Raw genomic sequence first — 17787 nt, forward strand, 5'->3', positions numbered from 1 at the left:
CCGACTGCACCTTTATATTTCATCCGGGAGATTACCGATGGGAGTTATCCTCATCGCGCTCCGTCTGGCCCTGACTATCCCCTGTTTTTCACCGCCGGCGCTGGCCCAGGATCAGGGCCCGGGCGTCACGAAGCCCGCAAAGAAGAAAGCCGACCCGCGCAGCCCCGGTCCTGCCCAACCGGCGGCAAAGAAGCCGCGCTGCGCCCCGTCCCCCGAGCGCGCCTGCTACCAGGAACGCGCCGCCGCGAAGCCGGAAAAGGATTGATCCAGATCAAGCCTGGAGCTGCCCCGTTTGAAACCCTCCCCGGTGTTGAATACGGGCAATTTTGACACCTAATTTTTTATGGAGGGGAAGATGCCTGCAGTCGTTATGCAGTTCGTTTCGCATCCAAGGCCCGGCAGCGATCTTGCGACCGTGTTGGGGCTCGCAAAGGAAGCGGCGGTGCTTTGGCGAAAACACGGGGCCGACGTCAGCTACTGGTCAGTGATCGGTGGCGAGGTCGGCAACTACGCGTTCGTGGCTCGCTTCGACAGCGTCGAGGCTTACGGGCGCAGCCTGGCATCAATTGGTAACGATCCGGCTTTCACTGAATTTCAGGCCAAGCGGTTGAAGGCCGGGCAAGCGGATTGGGTACGCTCCAATCTTTCCGTCCAGGTCGAGATCTGAGAAGAAGCTTTTCATGTCCCAAGCGAGAGACGGCCTTCGGGCGGTCTCCGCCGGGTCATTGACTGTTGCTGTCTCCCTTCTGGCCCATCCCACCCAGACGGCCGGCGCGCGTCTGCAGCGACGCAACATGGCATTGATGTAAATCAAGCCAAGGTTAAACTCGTCGCGTTATCGTCCGAATGAGGTCAGGAGGGCTCTTCATGTCGATCGATCGTCGTCAAGCGCTTGCGGTGCTGAGTGCCACGGTTTCGTCACTCGGGATGTCTCGATCCGCACGCGCCGATTTTGACGGTCCGGTTGTTCGGGCGTTGGAGGGCGGCGAAGATTTTTGGCTCGCCCAAGATGCGTATATCTACGGATATCCACTCGTGACGATGGAGATGACGCGTCGGATCATGACGAACGTCGCGAGCCCGGAAGGCACACGCGCGCCGATGGGACAATTCGTCAAGGCCCGCAAGTACCCGGACGCCAGCTTCAGGGATGTCACGGCGCCCAATGCCGATACCCTCTACACGATAGCCTGGATCGACGTGGGGAACGAGCCCTGGGTCTTGAGCATGCCGGACATGAAGGACCGTTACTTCCTTTTTCCGATGCTGGATGGCTGGACCAACGTCTTCCAGGTGCCCGGCAAGCGCACCACCGGCACCAAGGCGCAGACCTACGCCATTACCGGACCGAACTGGAAGGGAACGCTTCCCGCAGGTGTCAAGGAGTACAAATCCCCCACCAGCATCGTCTGGATATTGGGCCGCATCTACTGCACCGGTACGCCGGAGGACTATGCCGCCGTGCACGCCGCGCAGGACGCGTTCAAGCTCGTGCCGCTCAGCGCATACGGTAAGTCGTATACGCCCCCAGCAGGCAAGGTCGATGCTTCAATCGACATGAAGACGGCGGTTCGCGATCAAGTCAACCGTCTGGACGCCGTGGCCTACTTCACCCTTCTTGCGCAACTCATGAAGCAGAATCCGCCGGCGTCCGCCGACGCGGCCGAGGTCGCCAAATTCGCGAAGATCGGGCTGGTCCCCGGCAGGGATTTCGATGCGAGCAAATTCGACGTCGCGTTCGCCAAGCGGGTCCCGCAAGTGGCGTTCGACCGGATCATGTTGCAATTCAAGGTCAACAAGGCGATCCGGAACGTGAACGGCTGGGCTTTCGATAGCGAAGCCGGCATCTATAGCACCAACTATCTCAACCGTGCGCTCATCACGGCAATCGGTCTCGGCGCCAATCGAATTCAGGATGCGTGCTACCCGTCATCGCAGAAGGACGCCGACGACAAGGATTACTTCGGCAGCAACAAGTACGTCATGCGTTTTCCAAAGGGGCAGCTTCCTCCGGTCGGCGGCTTCTGGTCGCTCACAATGTATGACGAGAACTACTTCTTCGTGCCCAATCCAATCAACCGCCAGTCGATCAGTGCGCGCCAGAACCTCAAATCCAATCCGGACGGCTCGGTTGATCTCTACATCCAGAAGGACAGCCCAGGTCCTGACAAGGAGAGCAACTGGCTGCCCGCCCCTGCGGGCAAGTTCATCTTGATGTTGCGCATGTACTGGCCGAATGAGAGGTCGCCGTCGATCATCAACGGGACCTGGAAGCCGCCCCCCGTACGGAAGGTGACAACCAGCTAGGGGGGCGTTGATCCGGCCGCCGATGGCGCCGTTCGCGAGCCGGAGCCATATCCGGAGCTATCTGTCGCCCCAATTGGAACAAATGACGCGCTGCTGGCTTTGCATCCCGCGCAATCCCGCGCGGGAGGAATTCGTCGGTGAGATACATCGGGTGGATGACGGCAGCGGTGTCGTTGCTGATCTTGGCGCTTGTCGGCCCTGCTTCCGCGAGGTTGGGAATGGCGCCCCTGACAGCCCCCTCGGCAGCCCAGGATGACGCCGTCATCCAGGTTCGCGGCGGTCATGGACATGGACATGGGCACGGCTGGGGCCATCGCGGACGCGGCCATCACTACGGCTGGGGCCGCGGTCGCCACTACGGCTGGTACCGCGGCCACCACTATGGCTGGCGGCATCATCACCGGTACTGGCGCTGACGATCCGGCAACGAACGGGAAGGCTGCCAATCGAATTGGCGGCCTTTCTTGATGGACTGCCGCCGTCCGGGAGGCTATCGCCGTCCGGGATCATTGGGGCGATACCGAAGGCATTATCGCCATGAAATGGATGCTTGTGGTCCTGGTCGGCGGCATGACGCCCGTGAACACGGATTTGGTGTTCGAGAAGTTCGCCGATTGCATGTCGGCCGAAGAACAGATGCGCAAGCACTACACCGATGCATTCGAGGCGTGGGATCGCTGGGCGGCGGAGAACATCCCCAAGCGGCGCGACTATTCCAAGGCCCGTGACCTGCAGGCGAGACGGCTCCTCGCCAACGCCGGAACGTGCATTCCGCACGGCGCCGGAGATCAGCAGCCGATTTCCAGTCCGCCCTCGTCGACCAGTTCGCCGCAGCCGCAACCCGGCGCGTCGCCGTCACCGCAGCCCGGTCCACGCGGCTAGATCCGCGTTGAGCTAGATCAATGCCGGCCCTGCGGTCCGGCCGGACCTTCCATCCGCGCATCGATGGGAAGGGCGGCCAGCATGCAAACTCTGCTCAGGGAAATCCGCGACACCCCCCTGCTCTGGATGCTGGTCTTCGTGCCCGTCGTGCTGGTGGCCGAGACAGCCGCCCCGCACTCCCACACCTTGCTGTTCGTGCTGGCCGTGCTGGCGATCGTGCCGCTGGCGGCCCTGCTCAGCCACGCCACCGAGGCGGTTGCCGCCAGGACCGGCGATGCCGTGGGCGGACTGCTCAACGCGACGCTCGGCAACCTGACGGAGCTGATCATCGCCATCACGGCGCTGCGCGCGGGCCAGTACATGCTGGTGAAGGCCTCGATCGCCGGCGCGATCGTCACCAACGCCATGTTCATGCTCGGCGCCTGCTTGCTGCTCGGCGGCCTGCGCTACCACGTGCAGGAGTATAACCGCGCCGGCGCGCGGCTTTCCTCCGGCTTGCTGCTGATGGCAACCGTCGCCCTGCTCGCACCGTCGGCAGTCGCCGACCTCGATCACCTGCCGAAGGACAGCGGGGTCATTCACACGCTCAGCATCGGCATCTCGGTGCTGCTGATCGCCGCCTACGCGCTCGGCCTGCTGTTCTCGCTCAAGACCCACAAGGAATTGTTTGCGGGCGTAGAGCATGGCGACGAAAAGGAGGCGCACTGGCCGATCGGGCTGGCGGTCGGCACGCTCCTGGTCGTGACCGTGCTGGTCGCGCTGGTCAGCGAGATTTTTGTGGAATCCGTGCAGAAGGCCGCGGAAACCTTCGGGATGAGCCCGGCCTTCGTCGGCTTCATCATCGTCTCGCTGGTCGGCGCCGCCGCCGAATTCGCGGTCGCCTTTGCCGCGGCGCGCAAGGACCGGCTCGACATGAGCGTCAGCATTGCGCTCGGCAGCGCCTCGCAGATCGCGCTGTTCGTGGCGCCGGCGCTGGTGCTGCTCAGCTACCTCGTGGGGCCGACGCCGATGGACCTGCAGTTCTGGCCAGGCGCCGTCACCATGGTGATGATCGCAACCGTGACGGCGAGTTTCGTCACCGGCAGCGGACGCTCGGCCTGGTTCGTCGGCGCGCTGCTGATCTTCATCTACGCGGTGTTTGCACTGACGCTGTATGTCGTCCCGCCGGCGGGTCAGGGATGAAGCGCGTCGCCCGCCGGTGCGGGTGGGTTCGCACGCAGGTTCACGGAGACCTATTGTGGCGCGCGTCCAGCGTGATGATGCACCAGAACCCATTGTTCACCGCGCTTTTCATAGACGTTGGTCGTGGGCGCGAGGAACTCGACGACTTCTCCGCTCGAACGCTTGCCGCGAAATGTCTCGGTGCCGGTGACCAGCGCCATGTTTCCGGTAATGCGAATGTGCGGGTTTTTCATCTCAACCGATATCTCAGGGAAATTTCCGAAGGCGCCTTCCCAGCTCCGACGGACGGCGCTCCAGCCGACGATGGTGGCCTTGCTCGACGGGTGAAAAGCGCTGACGCGGTCATCTTGAGCCCAGATGACGTCGAGCGCAGCAAGGTCGCGTTTCGACAGGGCAGCGTCGAAGGCCGAGTTGGCGGTCATGAGCTTGGCGACATCCGGGTTGTCGGCGCTGAAAGCTTGCGCGGTCAACAAGAGCATCGCCCCGGAAAAACCGAGGCAACAGGCACGATGTAGCAGCATGAGGCTCTCCCTTTTCGATTGGTCTTTCAAAGGTTGCGTTGCAAGGGTAGGCTGGGAACAAAGAGCAGGTGCCTGAGCTAAAGTCCTGAAAGGCATGCTGAAAAACCATGAAAAGGTCTGAAAGCCGAGATGAACGGGCGCGGCCCGCGCCTGGTGTTCTGCGGCCGATGCGCTTTGGGCCATTCATCCTCGACGCCGGACGCCGGACGTTGACACGCGATGGGCGGCGGATCGCCCTTCGTCCGAAGAGCTTTGACGTCCTGTGCCAGCTGATTGCTGCCGCCGGTGAGCCTGTGTCCAGAGACGAATTTGCGCAGGCTGTCTGGCAGGGCATCACAGTTACCGACGAATCGCTGAGCCGATGCGTCAGCGACATCCGCCAGGCACTCGACGATGAGGCTCAGGACATTATCAAGACGCTGCCCCGCCGCGGCTATGTGCTTGCCGTGCCTGTAAGTGAAGCTGCCGAGACGATCGTCGCCAAGGTCGCGGCGGAGAAGAGGCCTCCATGGATCATTGGGCGCGGACGCCCTGCCCTGCTGGCACTGGTTGGCGGAGTGCTGGCATGCCTGCTGCTCGTTGGTATTGGCGTTTGGCAGAAGATGGCAAGCGGGGACGCACAGCAGGAACGTCCGTCGATCGCGGTTCTGCCCTTTACCAACGTCGCAGGCGACAAGGAGCAAGACTATTTCAGCGACGGGCTTACCGAAGACATTGCGGTTCGCTTATCCAAGTTTTCCGAACTCTTTGTCATCGCGAACGAATCTGCGTCCTCTTTCAAGGGCACGACGGATCTGCGTGGGACAGCGCGGCGGTTGGGCGTGCGCTACCTTCTCCTTGGGGCGGTGCGGCGCGACCAGGGACAATTGCGGGTGTCGGCTCGTTTGGTGGAAGCCGAGACCGGTGTGCAACGGTGGGCCGACCTTTATGAACGCCCGCCTGCTGACGTCGTAGCCCTGCAGGATGACCTGGCCCGCCGCATTGTCGGTGTTCTGCTCTCCCGGATCACGCAGGTTGAACTTGAACGCGCCGAACGGAAGGGACCGCGGTCTCTCGGAGCCTACGATTTCTTTCTGCGCGGCCGCGCCCTGCTCGCCAGCGTTGATTCCAGCCCGACGGCAGCAGAGTACGGCCGACGCGTGCTGAGCGCCAGACGAGCCCTCAACGAGGCTGTGCGGCTCGACCCAGGCTACGCGCCAACTCTCACGGCGCTTTCCGAAACCTACAACCGCGCATGGCTTGTCTCCAACAATGAGGCGGAGCTTGCCGATGAGTTTCAAAGTCCGGTCGCGAGCGACGAGGCTCTGGCCCTGGCGGAGCGTGCGATCACGGCCGACCCGACGCTTCCGGAGGCGCATTCGCAGCTCGCCTGGGTTCTCCACTGGAGACAGCGGCGGCTTGACGCACTGAGCGCCTTTCGGCGCGCGGCTGACCTTAACCCCAATATGGCGGATGGTCGCTACGCGCTCGCGCTTGCTCACGCCGGCCGCTCGGAGGAGAGCATCGCGATGCTAGGGCAGATATTTCGTCTCGATCCGCTGCATCGACCGATCTACTACAGTTATCTCGCCAATTCCTATTATCTCGCCGGCCGCTACCAGGAGTCGCTGGAGGCAAGCCGCACCGCCGTGGATCGCCTGCCGGCAGTCTATCAGGCACGTGTGTGGCACGCCGCAGCGGCAGCGCGGCTTGACCTTGAGGACGAGGCGAAGGCGGCTGCCTCCGCGACCTTGAGGCTTCGGCCCAACTTTACGATCTCGCGATTTCTTGCGTCGATCGCGCTTGCGCAGCCAGATGACGAGGCTCGTTTGCGCGAGGGACTTCGCAAGGCTGGTCTTCCCGAATAGCCTTCGCCTATTAACGAGCTGAAATCGGACGCCGGATGGCGCCCCTTACAATGGCCTGATCTGAACCTTGCGGAACTTGATCGTTCCCGCGCCGTGTTGCAGGGCGATCGCGCCTTCATCGAACATGCCGTTCTTCAGTTCAGCCGTCTTCTCTCCGTTGAGCACCACCGTGATGTCGCGCCCCTTCGCCGTGATCTCGAACGTATTCCACTTGCCGCCGGCCTTCGGCATTGTTTTGATCTCGACGTAGCGGGTGATGGCGCCAGTGCCGTAACTCGGATCGGGGCGCTGGTCGAAGATATTGGCTTCATAGCAGGTACGGTCGGTGATCTTCGTGGCATCGAGGCAGCGGAAGTAAATGCCGCTGTTTGCATCGTCACTCGGCCAGAATTCGACGCGCAGCACGAAGTCCTTGTACGGCTTCTTGCTGACGAGATAGCCGGCGTCCTTGCCGTCCATCTTGTCGGCAATCACCACCTCGTCCGCCAGATGCCAATTGGATTTGCCGACCTGATCCCATTGTTCGAGGTTTTTGCCGTCGAACAGCGTGATCCAGCCCGCCTCCTCGGCTTTGGTCTGCGGCAGCACGGCGAAACCCGAGGCGACGAGGACAAGAGCACATAGCAATGAACGCTGCAGCAGCATTGGCATGATCGACTCCTCCCTGGATTCCGCCGATTTGCTGGCGGTCGCCCGATGATAGGATCCTGCGTATACTCTGGCTAGGCTCCGGATGCTCGGCTGAATAGCGACCACCCGCAAGCCTCGACACAAGGAAGCGGTAAGGCGGCCTCAGAGACCGCCTTTTTTGATCGGCACGACGTCACGGGATTGCGGGCGCCCTTAATCCTCGTTCGCCTTGAACCGCCCCAGCCCCTTCAGCACGAACGGTGCCACGAGCGCGATCAGCGCGATGCCGAGCAATGTCGCCGACATCGGGCTTTGCAGCAGCACCATCGGATCGCCGAGGCTGATCGCCAGCGCGCGGCGAAGTTGGCTTTCGGCGATCGGGCCGAGGATCAGTCCGATGACCACGGGGGCGATCGGGAAATCGAACCGGCGCATCAGAAAACCCATCACGCCGAAGCCGGCCAGCATCGACAGCTCGACCACCGACGGCTTTGCGGCGATGGTGCCCATGGTCGCGAACACCAGAATGCCGGCATAGAGCCAGGGCTGCGGGATCGCGAGCAGCCGCACCCACAATCCGACCAGCGGCAAATTGAGCACCAGCAGCATGCCGTTGGCGATGAACAGGCTGGCGATCAGGCCCCACACCAGGTCGGGCCGCTCGGCGAACAGCAGCGGCCCGGGGTTAAGGCCGTATTGCTGGAAGCCTGCCAGCATCATCGCGGCGGTCGCCGAGGTCGGCAGCCCGAGCGTCAAGAGCGGCACCAGCGTGCCGGCGGCCGACGCGTTGTTGGCGGCCTCAGGCCCCGCGACGCCTTCGATCGCGCCCTTGCCGAATTCCTCGGGATGTTTTGTCAATCGCCGCTCGGTCGAATACGAAAGGAAAGTCGGGATCTCGGCGCCGCCTGCGGGCAGCGCGCCGATCGGGAAGCCGAACAGCGTGCCGCGCAACCACGGCTTCCAGGACCGCTTCCAGTCCTCCCTCGTCATCCATAGCGAGCCGCGCACCGGCTCGAGCTTCTCCTCGGCGTGATGGCGGCGCGAGGCGACATAGAGCGCCTCCCCGACCGCAAACAGGCCGACCGCGAGCGTGGTCACCTCGACGCCGTCGAGCAGCTCGGGAATGCCGAACGCCAGCCGCGCCTGCCCCGTCAGCTTGTCGATGCCGATCAGCCCGAGCGTCAGCCCGATGAACAGGCTGGTCAGGCCGCGGACCGGCGAGTCGCCGAAGGTGGCGGACACCGTGATGAAGGCAACGCACATCAGCGCAAAATAGTCTTCGGGGCCAAAGCGCACCGCAAAATCCACCAGCCATGGCGCGAGGAACGCGAGCCCGATGGTGGCGATGGTGCCGGCGACGAACGAGCCGATCGCCGAGGTCGCCAGCGCCGGCCCGCCGCGGCCGGCCTTGGCCATCTTGTTGCCCTCGAGCGCGGTCGCCATCGAGGCGCTCTCGCCCGGCGTGTTGATCAGGATCGCGGTGGTCGATCCGCCATACATGCCGCCGTAATAGATGCCGGCGAACATGATCAGCGAGCCGCCGGGATCGAGCTTGTAGGTCACCGGCAGCAGCAGCGCGACGGTCAGCGCCGGGCCGATGCCGGGCAGCACGCCGACCGCGGTGCCGAGGAACACGCCGATCAGGGCATACAGCAGATTCATCGGCTGGAGGGCGACCGCCATGCCATGCGCCAACGCGGCAAAAGTATCGATCACAGCAGTCGCTCCAGGGGCCCGGCGGGAAGGCTCAGCGTCAACAGCTTGTCGAACGCGAGATAGATCAGGGTGGTCAGCACGAGCGCAATCGCGCTGTCGGCCACGACGGCGCGGCGGCCGAACGCCGCCGATGTGGTGACGAACAGCGCCGAGGTGGCGAGGATGAAGCCGCCGCCGAAGCCGATGATGCCGATCAAGAGCGCCAGGCCAACGATGATCAGCCACACCGGTTTGGGGTCCATGCTCTCGCGCGGCGGCAGGTTGCCGCGCAGCGCGTCGATCAGATTGCCGATCGCGAGCAGCACGAGGCCGCTGGCGACGACGACCGGCATCGCCTCTGGCCCCATCCCGTACATCGAGGTGGCCGGCAGCTTGTTCGCGTCCCACACCAGCACCGCGGCGAGCGCGGCGAGCGCCGCCGCGATGACGAGGCCGGCGCGATCGACCCGCCGCCCCGCCCCGCCCGGATGATCGCCGGGAGCCCCCTCCGCGCTCATGACTTGACGAGGCCGACCGACTTCAGCACGTCGGTGACGCGAACGATCTCCTTCTTCAGGAAATCGGCGAACGCATCGCCGCCGAGATAGGCATCATCCCAGCCCTTCTGCTTGAGGATCTCCTTCCAGGCGTCGGATTTGGCCATTTTCTCCACGGCATCGCTCAGCGTCTTGCGCTGCTCCGGCGTGATGCCGGGCGGTGCGACCACCGAGCGCCAGTTCGCCAGCACGAGATCGATGCCCTGCTCCTTAAAGGTCGGAATGTCGGAGCCCGGCAGGCGCTTCTCCGAGGTCACGCCGAGCGCGCGCAGCTTGCCGGCCTTGATCTGGCCCTCGTATTCGCTGAGGCCCGAGATGCCCGCGGTGACCTTGCCGCCGAGAATCGCGGCCAATGACTCGCCGCCGCCCGAGAACGGAATGTAGTTGATCTTCTTGGCGTCGGCGCCGACCGTGCCGGCGAACAGCGCCGCCATCACGTGGTCGACACCGCCGGCGGAGCCGCCGGCAAAGGTCACCTTGGCGATGTCGGCCTTGAGCGCGGCGGCGAGATCCTGCGCGGTCTTGAGCGGCGAATTCGCCGGCACCACGATGACCTGGATCTCCTCGGTGAGGCGCGCGATCGGCGTCACCTGCTCGAGCGTCACCGGCGACTTGTTCATGGCGAGCGCGCCGACCATGACGAAGCCGTTCACCATCATCTGGTTACCGTCGCCCTTGGCACCATTGACGAACTGCGCGATGCCGACGCTGCCGCCGGCGCCGGCGACATTGGTGACCTGGACGCTGCGCGCGACGCCGGAGGCGACCAGCGCCTGCTGCATCGCACGCGCGGTCTGATCCCATCCGCCGCCGGGCGCTGCCGGCGCCATGATCTTCAGTTCGAGCTGCTGGGCCGGCGCCGGACCGCTCGCCCCGAGCAACAGCGCGACGACCGCGCCGAACAGGCGCATGTGGGACGAGATCATGGGGCTTCCTCCTGATTTACGAAGCGGCCGGTGGATCATTGGCCGCAGCCTTCTTGCGTGGTCGCAGCGTCAACCGGAAGCGGCACCCTGCTGGAGGAATCGCTTGCCGAGGTCGCGTTGGAGTCTCCTAGCGACCATTCGCCACAGCCTTCGGCAAGTCAGCGGCCCGACAAGGTGGTGCTGCAAATCGTCGCACCCACCACGAGGGCTTTCCGCTTGCATTCGTCCGGGGCGCCCCGGCTGGCCAGACCCACTCGCGTCAGCATCACGCGCGCGGCTCGGTCAGCGAGACGCCGCCGTCGGCACGCCCGTCGTGCCCCCGCGATACTCGGCCCACGCCTGCCGCAGGATCTGGATCGATGAGGTGAGGAAGATGCCCGCCATCACCGCGGCCACCGCGAGATCAGGCCACGCCGTGGCCGTTCCCCAGACGCCGAGGGCGGCAATCATCACGATGATGTTTCCGATCGCGTCGTTGCGCGAACAGAGCCAGACCGAGCGGACATTGGCGTCGCCGTCCTTGTAGGACAGCAGAAGCAGCACCGAGGTCAGGTTGGCCGCCAGCGCCAGCATGCCGACCGCCCCCATCACCTCGGCCTTGGGAACGCCAAGAACGAGCGTCTGGTAGACGGTCGAGCCGAACACCCACAACGCCATCAGGCTGAGCGACACGCCCTTCAGGAGCGCCGCGGACGCGCGCGTCCGCAGGCTGGCGCCGATCACCGCAAGGCTCAGTCCATAGGTGACGGTATCGGCGAGGAAGTCGAGCGCGTCGGCTTTGAGCGCCTGCGAGCCGACCAACTGCCCCGCGATCATCTCCACCAGAAACATTGCGCCGTTGATGCCGATGACCGTCCACAGCACGCGCTTGTAGCTGGCATCAAGACCGTCGAAAGCCGGAACGCCACCTTCGCAGCAGCACGAAACGTCGGCGAGACAAGCCGGAGACCCTGCCTTGGCTTTCGGGGGCAGCACAAGTGCGGGAGGAGCGCAGCACTCGGTCGCTTCTTGCTGGCAGCAACGGTCGCTCATGAGTCTCTCTTCCACCCGCAATATCGACCCGCGGCCAGAGTAGATCAAGACCTTCAAAAAGTAGCATCACCAACGCAACAGCCGCGGACCGAGCACAGGCCAAAGGCCTGCATTAGAAGTCTCGCGACGGCGGAACAGGCGATTTCGGGCCGCCGGAATAGCGCCAGGCATTGCCATCCTCGGCAAGCGCGGCGACAGGCTCGGCCGCCCGGCCAATCGCGGCGAACGCGTCACGCCCTGTATGTCGCGCAGCGATCGAGCGGTAAGCGGGATCCACTTCGTTCGACCAATTGCGCTTGGCGGAGTTCGTCGCTCCGGCATTCGCGCTTGCGGACGTCGCTACCACCAGCGATGTCAGAAGTGAGAGCGCGAAAATGGGTTTGGTGAACTTCGTCAGCATCGTCTGCTCCGTTTTTCGTTGAAGGGCGCTCCATGCGCGCTCCTGCAAGGGAATTCGGAGCTTTTCTCCACTGGGTTACACGCTCACGCTGAGGTGAAGATGCACGCGCGGAGTTGAAAGGTGGGTTTACCATCAGGCGTCGCCGTCCGCGCGAATGAGAGATGCCAGCGCCTTCAGGCCGCGATGAACGCTGATTTTCACATTGGACTCCGACATGCCATAGCGTACCGCAGTCTCCGCAACGCTCTTTCCATCCAGCTTGACCGCCTCGATCGCCCGGCGCGTCTTTCGCGGTAGCCGACCGAGCAGCTTTGCCATGTCATGCGTGCTCTCTGTCGAGGCGTGATCGTCCGCCGCCATCAGTTCGTGATGGTCGTCGATCGGCACGTTCATCAGCGCTTCCCTGTTGGTGCGGAGGTAATCGATCAGCTTGTAGCGTGCGATCGCGTGGAGCCAGGGCGTGAACAGCGCCTCGGGATCGTAGGTGTGGCGCTTCAGATGGATCGCCAGCAAGGCTTCCTGGACCAGGTCTTCCGCCTCTTCCGCGCTGCGTCCGAATCCCATCAGTCTGCGCTTGTAGTAGCCGCGAAGACGCGGCGCGAGCCTCGCAAGCAGCACGCCGTGGCTTTCCGCTTCGCCACGCTGGCTCGCCAGCATCAGCGTCTTGAGCTCGTTTTCATTGGTGGTCATGTTGGCTGGCCATCGCAGTCCGGCACGCCTACGCCGTACGCTCGAGCACGCGAGCGCGTGTCTGCGTATCCTCGACGCCGGTCGTCGGCTGTTGATTGCCGCTGCTGGCGGTGGGCGGCAGCCCAAAGCCCTTCACGATGGCGAAGATCGCGGGGATCACGATCAGGGTCAGCAAGGTCGAGGAGATCATGCCGCCGATCATCGGCACCGCGATCCGTTGCATGATCTCGGACCCGGTGCCGGTGCTCCACATGATCGGCAGCAGCCCGGCCATGATGGCGACCACCGTCATCATCTTCGGCCGGACGCGCTCGACCGCGCCCTCGATGATCGCGCCATGGAGATCGTCGCGATCCAGCGCACCTCCCGCCGCGGCGCGGCGCTTGACCGCCTCCGCCAGCGCCTGGTTGAGATAGATCAGCATCACCACGCCGGTCTCGGCGGCGACGCCGGCGAGCGCGATGAAGCCGACGGCGACCGCGACCGACATGTTGAAGCCGAGCGCCCACATCAGCCAGAGGCCGCCGACCAGCGCGAACGGCAGCGACAGCATCACGATCATGGTCTCGGCGACCGAGCGGAAGTTCAGGTAGAGCAGCACGAAGATGATCGCCAGCGTCACCGGCACCACGATCTTGAGCCGCGCCGCGGCACGTTCCAGATATTCGTACTGCCCGCTCCAGACCACGTAGCTGCCCGGCGGAAACTGGACGCTCGCTTGCACGGCGCGCTGCGCGTCCGCGACATAGCCGCCGAGATCGCGGTCGCGGATGTCGACATAGATGTAGGTTGCGAGCTGCCCGTTCTCGGTCCGGATCGAGGTCGGCCCGCGCGCCGGCACGACGTCGGCGACCTCGCCGAGCGGTACCGCGCCGCCCGCCGGCATCGGCACCAGGATGTCGCTCGCGATCGCCTGCGGATTGTCGCGGAGATCGCGCGGGTAGCGCATGTTGACCGTGAAGCGCCGCCGTCCCTCCACGGTCGTGGTGACGCTCTGGCCGCCGAGCGCCGATGCGATGGTGTCCTGCACGTCCTGCACCATGATGCCGTAGCGCGACAGCGCCGCGCGGTTCGGCGTGATCTCGAGGTAGTAGCCGCCTAGGCCGCGTTCGGCGTAGGCCGACGAGGTCCCGGGCACCGCTTTCAGGACCTGCTCGATCTGCTTCGCGAGCTTGTCGATCCCGGCGAGGTCCGGCCCGATCACCTTGACGCCGACGGGGGTGCGGATGCCGGTCGACAGCATGTCGATGCGCGCCCTGATCGGCATTGTCCAGGCGTTGGACACGCCGGGAAACTGCAGTGCCTTGTCCATTTCGGCGATCAGGCTGTCGATGGTCACGCCGGTCCGCCACTGCGGCTTCGGCTTGAGGTTGACGACCGTCTCGAACATCTCCGAGGGCGCCGGATCGGTCGCGGTCGCGGCGCGGCCGGCCTTGCCGTAGACCGAGGCGACCTCCGGAAAGCTCATGATGATGCGGTCCTGGGTCTGCATCAATTCGGCGGCCTTCGTCACCGAAATTCCCGGCAATGTCGTCGGCATGTAGAGCAGCGTGCCTTCATTCAGGTTCGGCATGAACTCGGTTCCGAGCTGGCGCGCCGGCCAGATCGAGACTGCGAGGACTGCGAGCGCCAGCACGATCACCAGCGCCTTGGCGCGCAACACGCCCTTGATCACTGGGCGGTAGACCCAGATCAGGAAGCGGTTGATCGGATTCTTGTGCTCGGGGACGATCTTGCCGCGGACGAAGATCACCATCAGCGCCGGCACCAGCGTCACCGACAGCAGCGCCGCTGCCGCCATCGCAAAGGTTTTTGTGAACGCGAGCGGCGAGAACAGCCGCCCCTCCTGGGATTCCAGCGTGAAGATCGGCATGAACGACACGGTGATGATCAAGAGGCTGAAGAACAGCGCCGGGCCGACCTCGGCCGCCGCCTCGATCAGGATCGCGACCCGCGGCCGGCCGGGCTCGGCGCGCTCCAGATGCTTGTGCGCATTCTCGATCATCACGATCGCGGCGTCGATCATGGCGCCGATCGCGATCGCGATGCCGCCGAGACTCATGATGTTGGAGCCGATCCCGAAAAACTTCATGGCGCCGAACGCCATCAAGACGCCGACCGGCAGCATCAGGATCGCAACCAGCGCGCTGCGGACGTGCAGCAGGAACACGATGCACACCAGCGCGACGACGATGCTTTCCTCGGTCAGGGTGCGCTTCAGCGTATCGATCGCCGCGTGGATCAGGTTCGAGCGGTCGTAGACCGGCACGATCTCGACCGACTGCGGCAGGCTGCTCGCGATCTCCTTGAACCGCTTCTTGACGTTGTCGATCACGTCGAGGGCGTTCATGCCGAAGCGCTGCAGCACGATGCCGCTGGCCACCTCGCCTTCGCCGTTCAGCTCGGCGATGCCGCGCCGCTCGTCCGGCCCGAGCTCGACGCGCGCGACGTCGCGCAGCAGCACCGGCGTGCCGTTGTCGGTCTTCAGCACGATATTGCCGAGATCGTTGATGCTCTTCAGGTAGCCCTTGCCGCGGATCACATATTCGAACTCGGACAGTTCGACGGTGCGGCCGCCGACATCGGCGTTGCTGGCGCGGATCGCCTCGCGCATCTTCTGCATGGTGATGCCGCGATCGCGCATCCGCTGCGGATCGAGGATGACATTGTACTGCTTGACGAAGCCGCCGACGCTGGCGACCTCGGCGACGCCCTCGGCCTTGGCGAGCGCAAACTTCAAATTCCAGTCCTGGATGGTTCGGGTGTCGGCGAGGTTCAATTGCTTCGACATCACCGCGTATTGGTAGACCCAGCCGACGCCGGTCGCGTCCGGACCGATGGTCGGCGTCACGCCGGCCGGCAATCGCGACGCCGCGCCGTTGAGGAATTCCAGCACGCGCGAACGCGCCCAGTAGATGTCGGTGCCGTCCTCGAAGATCACATAGACGAAGGAGACGCCGAAGAACGAGAAGCCGCGCACCACCTTCGATCGCGGCACCGTCAGCATCGCCGTGGTCAGGGGATAGGTGACCTGATCCTCGATCACCTGCGGCGCCTGGCCGGCGTACTCGGTGTAGACGATCACCTGGGTGTCGGAGAGATCGGGAATCGCGTCCAGCGGCAGACGGAGCAGCGCGTAGAAGCCGGCCGCCGCCGCAAAGCCGGTGCCGAACAGCACCAGCAGCAGGTTGCGCGCCGACCAGGCGATGATCCGGGCGATCATGGCTTGGCCTCCATGGTCGCGTCGCCGGAGAGGTCGGCACCGCGGGCGCCGGCAGGCTCGGCAAATCCCTTCAGCGCCGCCTTGAGGTTGCTTTCGGCGTCGATCAGGAAGTTGGCCGATGTCACGACCGCTTCGCCGCCGGCGAGGCCATCGCGGATTTCGACATAGCCCTCGCCGCGCCGCCCGAGCTTGACCTCGCGCGGCTCGAACCGGCCACGGCCCTTGTCGATCAGCACGGTCTGCCGGCTGCCGGTGTCGAGCACCGCGCTTTCTGCGACCGCAACCACCGGCTCGCGGCTGCCGGTGTCGATTTCGGCATCGACATACATGTCGGGGAGCAGCGCGAGATCGGCGTTCGCGAGTTCGATCCTGATCCGCGCGGTGCGGGTCTCCCGGTTCAGCTGCGGATAGATCACGCCGATGCGGCCTTCGAACGCGCGGCCGGGATAGCTGCGCGCACGCACCGTGACCGGCTGCCCGACCGCAATCGTCCCCAGATCGCGCTCGGCGACGTCGATCACGGCCCACACCAGCGAGACGTCGGCAACGCGGAACAGCACGTCGCCGGACTGCGCGCGCATGCCCTCGATCGCGTTGCGCTGAAGCACTATGCCGTCCCGCGGCGACGACCACTGGATCGCGATCGGCACGGTTCGGCTCTTCTCCATTTCGGCGATCACCGGCTCGGGCACGTCGAGGTTCATCAGGCGCTGCCGCGAGCCGCGTCCGTAAGGCTCCAGCCCGGCGGTGGCTTTCGACGTGATGGTCGCCAGATATTCGGCCGCGGCGGACGACACCGCCGGGCTGTAGATCTCCATCAGCGGCTGGCCTTTGCTCACCCGGCTGCCGGTGGTGACGTCGGCCACCTTCTGCACATAGCTTTCGGCGCGCATCGCGATCACCGACACCCGCCGTTCGTCGAGCTGGATCGTGCCGGGCGCGCGGACCAGCGTCCGGATGCGACGACGCTCCGCCGGCTCCGATGTCACGCCGGTGCGCTGGACCTTGCCGGGCGACAGCGTGATCGAGCCGTCGTCACTGTCATCGCCGTCATAGACCGCGATGTAGTCCATCCCCATGGAGTCCTTCTTCGGCACCGGCGAAGTGTCAGGAAGCCCCATCGGGTTGCGGTAGTATTTGATCTTGCGATCGGCTTTGGGAGCCGCCGCCTGCATCTCCACAGCCGGCTCGGGCGCGTCGAAGCTGACATCGGCGCCGGCGGGCACCGGCCGATAGTCGCGGCCGTCGGGCGTCTGCTTCGGCGTCAGCGAATAGAGCGGCTTGCCGTCCGGATCGCGGAAATAGATCGGCGCGCCGGTCTCCGCCGCCTGCGCGGTGGAGGCTGCGACATTTGCAATCGAACGCGTCGGCAGGCCGCGGCCGACAATTGCGACGCCCGCCGCTGCGACAATCGCAGCGGCGGCGCCGGCCTGGCCGAGACGGTTCATTTCCCGGCCGTGACGACGAGCTTGTTGTCGACCGTGCCGGTCTCGCCCTGCACCTTGGCGCCAAGCGAGAGCTGCCAGCGGCCCGCCATGCTGAAGGTGGCCTTGAAGCGGTAGGTCCCCGGCTCGGTGCCCGGCATCGGCGTCACCTTGGTCACCATCTCCTGCATGCCGTCGGGCGCCATATCGAGCCGTGTCGCGAAGATCACGGCGTCCGGGACCGGCTTTCCGGTGGTCTTGTCGACCAGCCGCACCGTGACGATGCGGTCGGCCCCGACCTGGACAGTCGGCTGCGTCAGCTGGAATTCGTAGTTCTTGATCTCGGCACGTGCCGGCAGGCTCGCCAGGGCAACGCCGAGCAGCGCGGCCACGGTGGCGCGCGCCAGGTTGGACGTCTTCATTGCTATCCTCGATAGGTCTGATTGGCCGCGTCAGCGGCTTGCAACGGCG

18 protein-coding genes are annotated in these 17787 nt (G+C 64.8%); 7 read left to right on the forward strand and 11 right to left on the reverse strand.

Annotated features, from left to right (window positions below; all coding sequences use genetic code 11):
• The first annotated feature begins 37 nt into the window (after positions 1 to 37).
• The 6 genes from XH93_RS23605 (at position 38) to cax (ending at position 4371) form a co-directional block, all read left to right on the forward strand.
• On the forward strand, positions 38 to 265 hold the full coding sequence (locus tag XH93_RS23605; RefSeq protein WP_194469336.1) for a hypothetical protein: 228 nt from the start codon (positions 38 to 40) through the stop codon (positions 263 to 265).
• A 90-nt stretch (positions 266 to 355) separates the two neighbouring features.
• Positions 356 to 667, forward strand: a complete 312-nt coding sequence (locus XH93_RS23610) for a hypothetical protein (protein ID WP_229175813.1) — start codon at positions 356 to 358, stop codon at positions 665 to 667.
• A 200-nt stretch (positions 668 to 867) separates the two neighbouring features.
• The gene (locus tag XH93_RS23615) at positions 868 to 2307 is read left to right on the forward strand and encodes a DUF1254 domain-containing protein (protein WP_194469337.1); all 1440 of its coding nucleotides are present in this window, start codon (positions 868 to 870) and stop codon (positions 2305 to 2307) included.
• A 218-nt stretch (positions 2308 to 2525) separates the two neighbouring features.
• A complete protein-coding gene (locus XH93_RS23620; protein WP_194469338.1) occupies positions 2526 to 2723 on the forward strand; it encodes a hypothetical protein in 198 nt (65 codons plus the stop codon).
• Positions 2724 to 2853: 130 nt separating this feature from the next.
• Complete coding sequence (locus XH93_RS23625; RefSeq protein ID WP_246799278.1) at positions 2854 to 3189, forward strand: hypothetical protein; 336 nt, start codon at positions 2854 to 2856, stop codon at positions 3187 to 3189.
• Positions 3190 to 3270: 81 nt separating this feature from the next.
• Positions 3271 to 4371: a calcium/proton exchanger gene (gene cax / locus XH93_RS23630; protein ID WP_194469340.1), complete on the forward strand. Its 1101-nt coding sequence runs from the start codon at positions 3271 to 3273 to the stop codon at positions 4369 to 4371.
• 50 nt (positions 4372 to 4421) lie between these two features.
• Here cax and XH93_RS23635 read toward each other — a convergent pair whose 3' ends face one another.
• Positions 4422 to 4892 carry a nuclear transport factor 2 family protein gene (locus XH93_RS23635; RefSeq protein ID WP_194469341.1) on the reverse strand — a complete coding sequence of 157 codons (471 nt, stop codon included), beginning with the start codon at positions 4890 to 4892 and terminating at the stop codon, positions 4422 to 4424.
• 107 nt (positions 4893 to 4999) lie between these two features.
• Here XH93_RS23635 and XH93_RS23640 point away from each other — a divergent pair, with 107 nt between their 5' ends.
• On the forward strand, positions 5000 to 6739 hold the full coding sequence (locus tag XH93_RS23640) for a winged helix-turn-helix domain-containing protein (RefSeq protein ID WP_194469342.1): 1740 nt from the start codon (positions 5000 to 5002) through the stop codon (positions 6737 to 6739).
• Positions 6740 to 6784: 45 nt separating this feature from the next.
• Here the strand turns inward: XH93_RS23640 and XH93_RS23645 are convergent, their stop codons facing one another.
• The 10 genes from XH93_RS23645 to XH93_RS23690 form a co-directional block, all read right to left on the reverse strand.
• Positions 6785 to 7495 carry a DUF1080 domain-containing protein gene (locus tag XH93_RS23645; RefSeq protein WP_246799732.1) on the reverse strand — a complete coding sequence of 237 codons (711 nt, stop codon included), beginning with the start codon at positions 7493 to 7495 and terminating at the stop codon, positions 6785 to 6787.
• Between the two features lie 87 nt (positions 7496 to 7582).
• A complete protein-coding gene (locus XH93_RS23650; RefSeq protein ID WP_194475309.1) occupies positions 7583 to 9052 on the reverse strand; it encodes a tripartite tricarboxylate transporter permease in 1470 nt (489 codons plus the stop codon).
• A gap of 29 nt (positions 9053 to 9081) precedes the next feature.
• Positions 9082 to 9582: a tripartite tricarboxylate transporter TctB family protein gene (locus XH93_RS23655; protein WP_194469343.1), complete on the reverse strand. Its 501-nt coding sequence runs from the start codon at positions 9580 to 9582 to the stop codon at positions 9082 to 9084.
• On the reverse strand, positions 9579 to 10547 hold the full coding sequence (locus XH93_RS23660; RefSeq protein WP_371814777.1) for a Bug family tripartite tricarboxylate transporter substrate binding protein: 969 nt from the start codon (positions 10545 to 10547) through the stop codon (positions 9579 to 9581). The genes XH93_RS23655 and XH93_RS23660 overlap by 4 nt, the downstream gene beginning before the upstream one ends.
• 282 nt (positions 10548 to 10829) lie before the next feature.
• Complete coding sequence (locus XH93_RS23665) at positions 10830 to 11579, reverse strand: cation transporter (protein WP_194475311.1); 750 nt, start codon at positions 11577 to 11579, stop codon at positions 10830 to 10832.
• Positions 11580 to 11691: 112 nt separating this feature from the next.
• Positions 11692 to 11979, reverse strand: coding sequence for a hypothetical protein (locus XH93_RS23670; protein WP_194469344.1), 288 nt, complete (start codon positions 11977 to 11979; stop codon positions 11692 to 11694).
• Between the two features lie 132 nt (positions 11980 to 12111).
• The gene (locus tag XH93_RS23675) at positions 12112 to 12669 is read right to left on the reverse strand and encodes a sigma-70 family RNA polymerase sigma factor (RefSeq protein ID WP_194469345.1); all 558 of its coding nucleotides are present in this window, start codon (positions 12667 to 12669) and stop codon (positions 12112 to 12114) included.
• A 28-nt stretch (positions 12670 to 12697) separates the two neighbouring features.
• Entirely contained in the window at positions 12698 to 15892 is a 3195-nt protein-coding gene (locus XH93_RS23680) for an efflux RND transporter permease subunit (protein WP_246799279.1), read from the reverse strand.
• Positions 15889 to 17340, reverse strand: a complete 1452-nt coding sequence (locus XH93_RS23685) for an efflux RND transporter periplasmic adaptor subunit (RefSeq protein WP_194469346.1) — start codon at positions 17338 to 17340, stop codon at positions 15889 to 15891. Before XH93_RS23685 ends, XH93_RS23680 begins: the two co-directional genes overlap by 4 nt.
• Entirely contained in the window at positions 17337 to 17738 is a 402-nt protein-coding gene (locus XH93_RS23690; protein ID WP_194469347.1) for a FixH family protein, read from the reverse strand. The genes XH93_RS23685 and XH93_RS23690 overlap by 4 nt, the downstream gene beginning before the upstream one ends.
• Positions 17739 to 17787 lie beyond the last annotated feature (49 nt).

The organism is Bradyrhizobium sp. CCBAU 51753, assembly GCF_015291565.1.
Lineage (GTDB): Bacteria > Pseudomonadota > Alphaproteobacteria > Rhizobiales > Xanthobacteraceae > Bradyrhizobium > Bradyrhizobium ivorense.

Excerpts from the sequence above, each read along its gene's own strand:
- XH93_RS23650 (WP_194475309.1), bottom strand. The coding sequence starts at position 9,052 with ATGGCGGTCGCCCTCCAGCCGATGAATCTGCTGTATGCCCTGATCGGC.
- XH93_RS23625 (WP_246799278.1), top strand. The coding sequence starts at position 2,854 with ATGCTTGTGGTCCTGGTCGGCGGCATGACGCCCGTGAACACGGATTTG.
- XH93_RS23660 (WP_371814777.1), bottom strand. The coding sequence starts at position 10,547 with ATGATCTCGTCCCACATGCGCCTGTTCGGCGCGGTCGTCGCGCTGTTG.
- XH93_RS23615 (WP_194469337.1), top strand. The coding sequence starts at position 868 with ATGTCGATCGATCGTCGTCAAGCGCTTGCGGTGCTGAGTGCCACGGTT.
- XH93_RS23680 (WP_246799279.1), bottom strand. The coding sequence starts at position 15,892 with ATGATCGCCCGGATCATCGCCTGGTCGGCGCGCAACCTGCTGCTGGTG.
- XH93_RS23665 (WP_194475311.1), bottom strand. The coding sequence starts at position 11,579 with ATGAGCGACCGTTGCTGCCAGCAAGAAGCGACCGAGTGCTGCGCTCCT.
- XH93_RS23640 (WP_194469342.1), top strand. The coding sequence starts at position 5,000 with ATGAAAAGGTCTGAAAGCCGAGATGAACGGGCGCGGCCCGCGCCTGGT.
- XH93_RS23605 (WP_194469336.1), top strand. The coding sequence starts at position 38 with ATGGGAGTTATCCTCATCGCGCTCCGTCTGGCCCTGACTATCCCCTGT.
- XH93_RS23670 (WP_194469344.1), bottom strand. The coding sequence starts at position 11,979 with ATGCTGACGAAGTTCACCAAACCCATTTTCGCGCTCTCACTTCTGACA.
- XH93_RS23655 (WP_194469343.1), bottom strand. The coding sequence starts at position 9,582 with ATGAGCGCGGAGGGGGCTCCCGGCGATCATCCGGGCGGGGCGGGGCGG.
- XH93_RS23610 (WP_229175813.1), top strand. The coding sequence starts at position 356 with ATGCCTGCAGTCGTTATGCAGTTCGTTTCGCATCCAAGGCCCGGCAGC.
- XH93_RS23675 (WP_194469345.1), bottom strand. The coding sequence starts at position 12,669 with ATGACCACCAATGAAAACGAGCTCAAGACGCTGATGCTGGCGAGCCAG.
- cax (WP_194469340.1), top strand. The coding sequence starts at position 3,271 with ATGCAAACTCTGCTCAGGGAAATCCGCGACACCCCCCTGCTCTGGATG.
- XH93_RS23620 (WP_194469338.1), top strand. The coding sequence starts at position 2,526 with ATGGCGCCCCTGACAGCCCCCTCGGCAGCCCAGGATGACGCCGTCATC.
- XH93_RS23635 (WP_194469341.1), bottom strand. The coding sequence starts at position 4,892 with ATGCTGCTACATCGTGCCTGTTGCCTCGGTTTTTCCGGGGCGATGCTC.
- XH93_RS23685 (WP_194469346.1), bottom strand. The coding sequence starts at position 17,340 with ATGAACCGTCTCGGCCAGGCCGGCGCCGCCGCTGCGATTGTCGCAGCG.
- XH93_RS23690 (WP_194469347.1), bottom strand. The coding sequence starts at position 17,738 with ATGAAGACGTCCAACCTGGCGCGCGCCACCGTGGCCGCGCTGCTCGGC.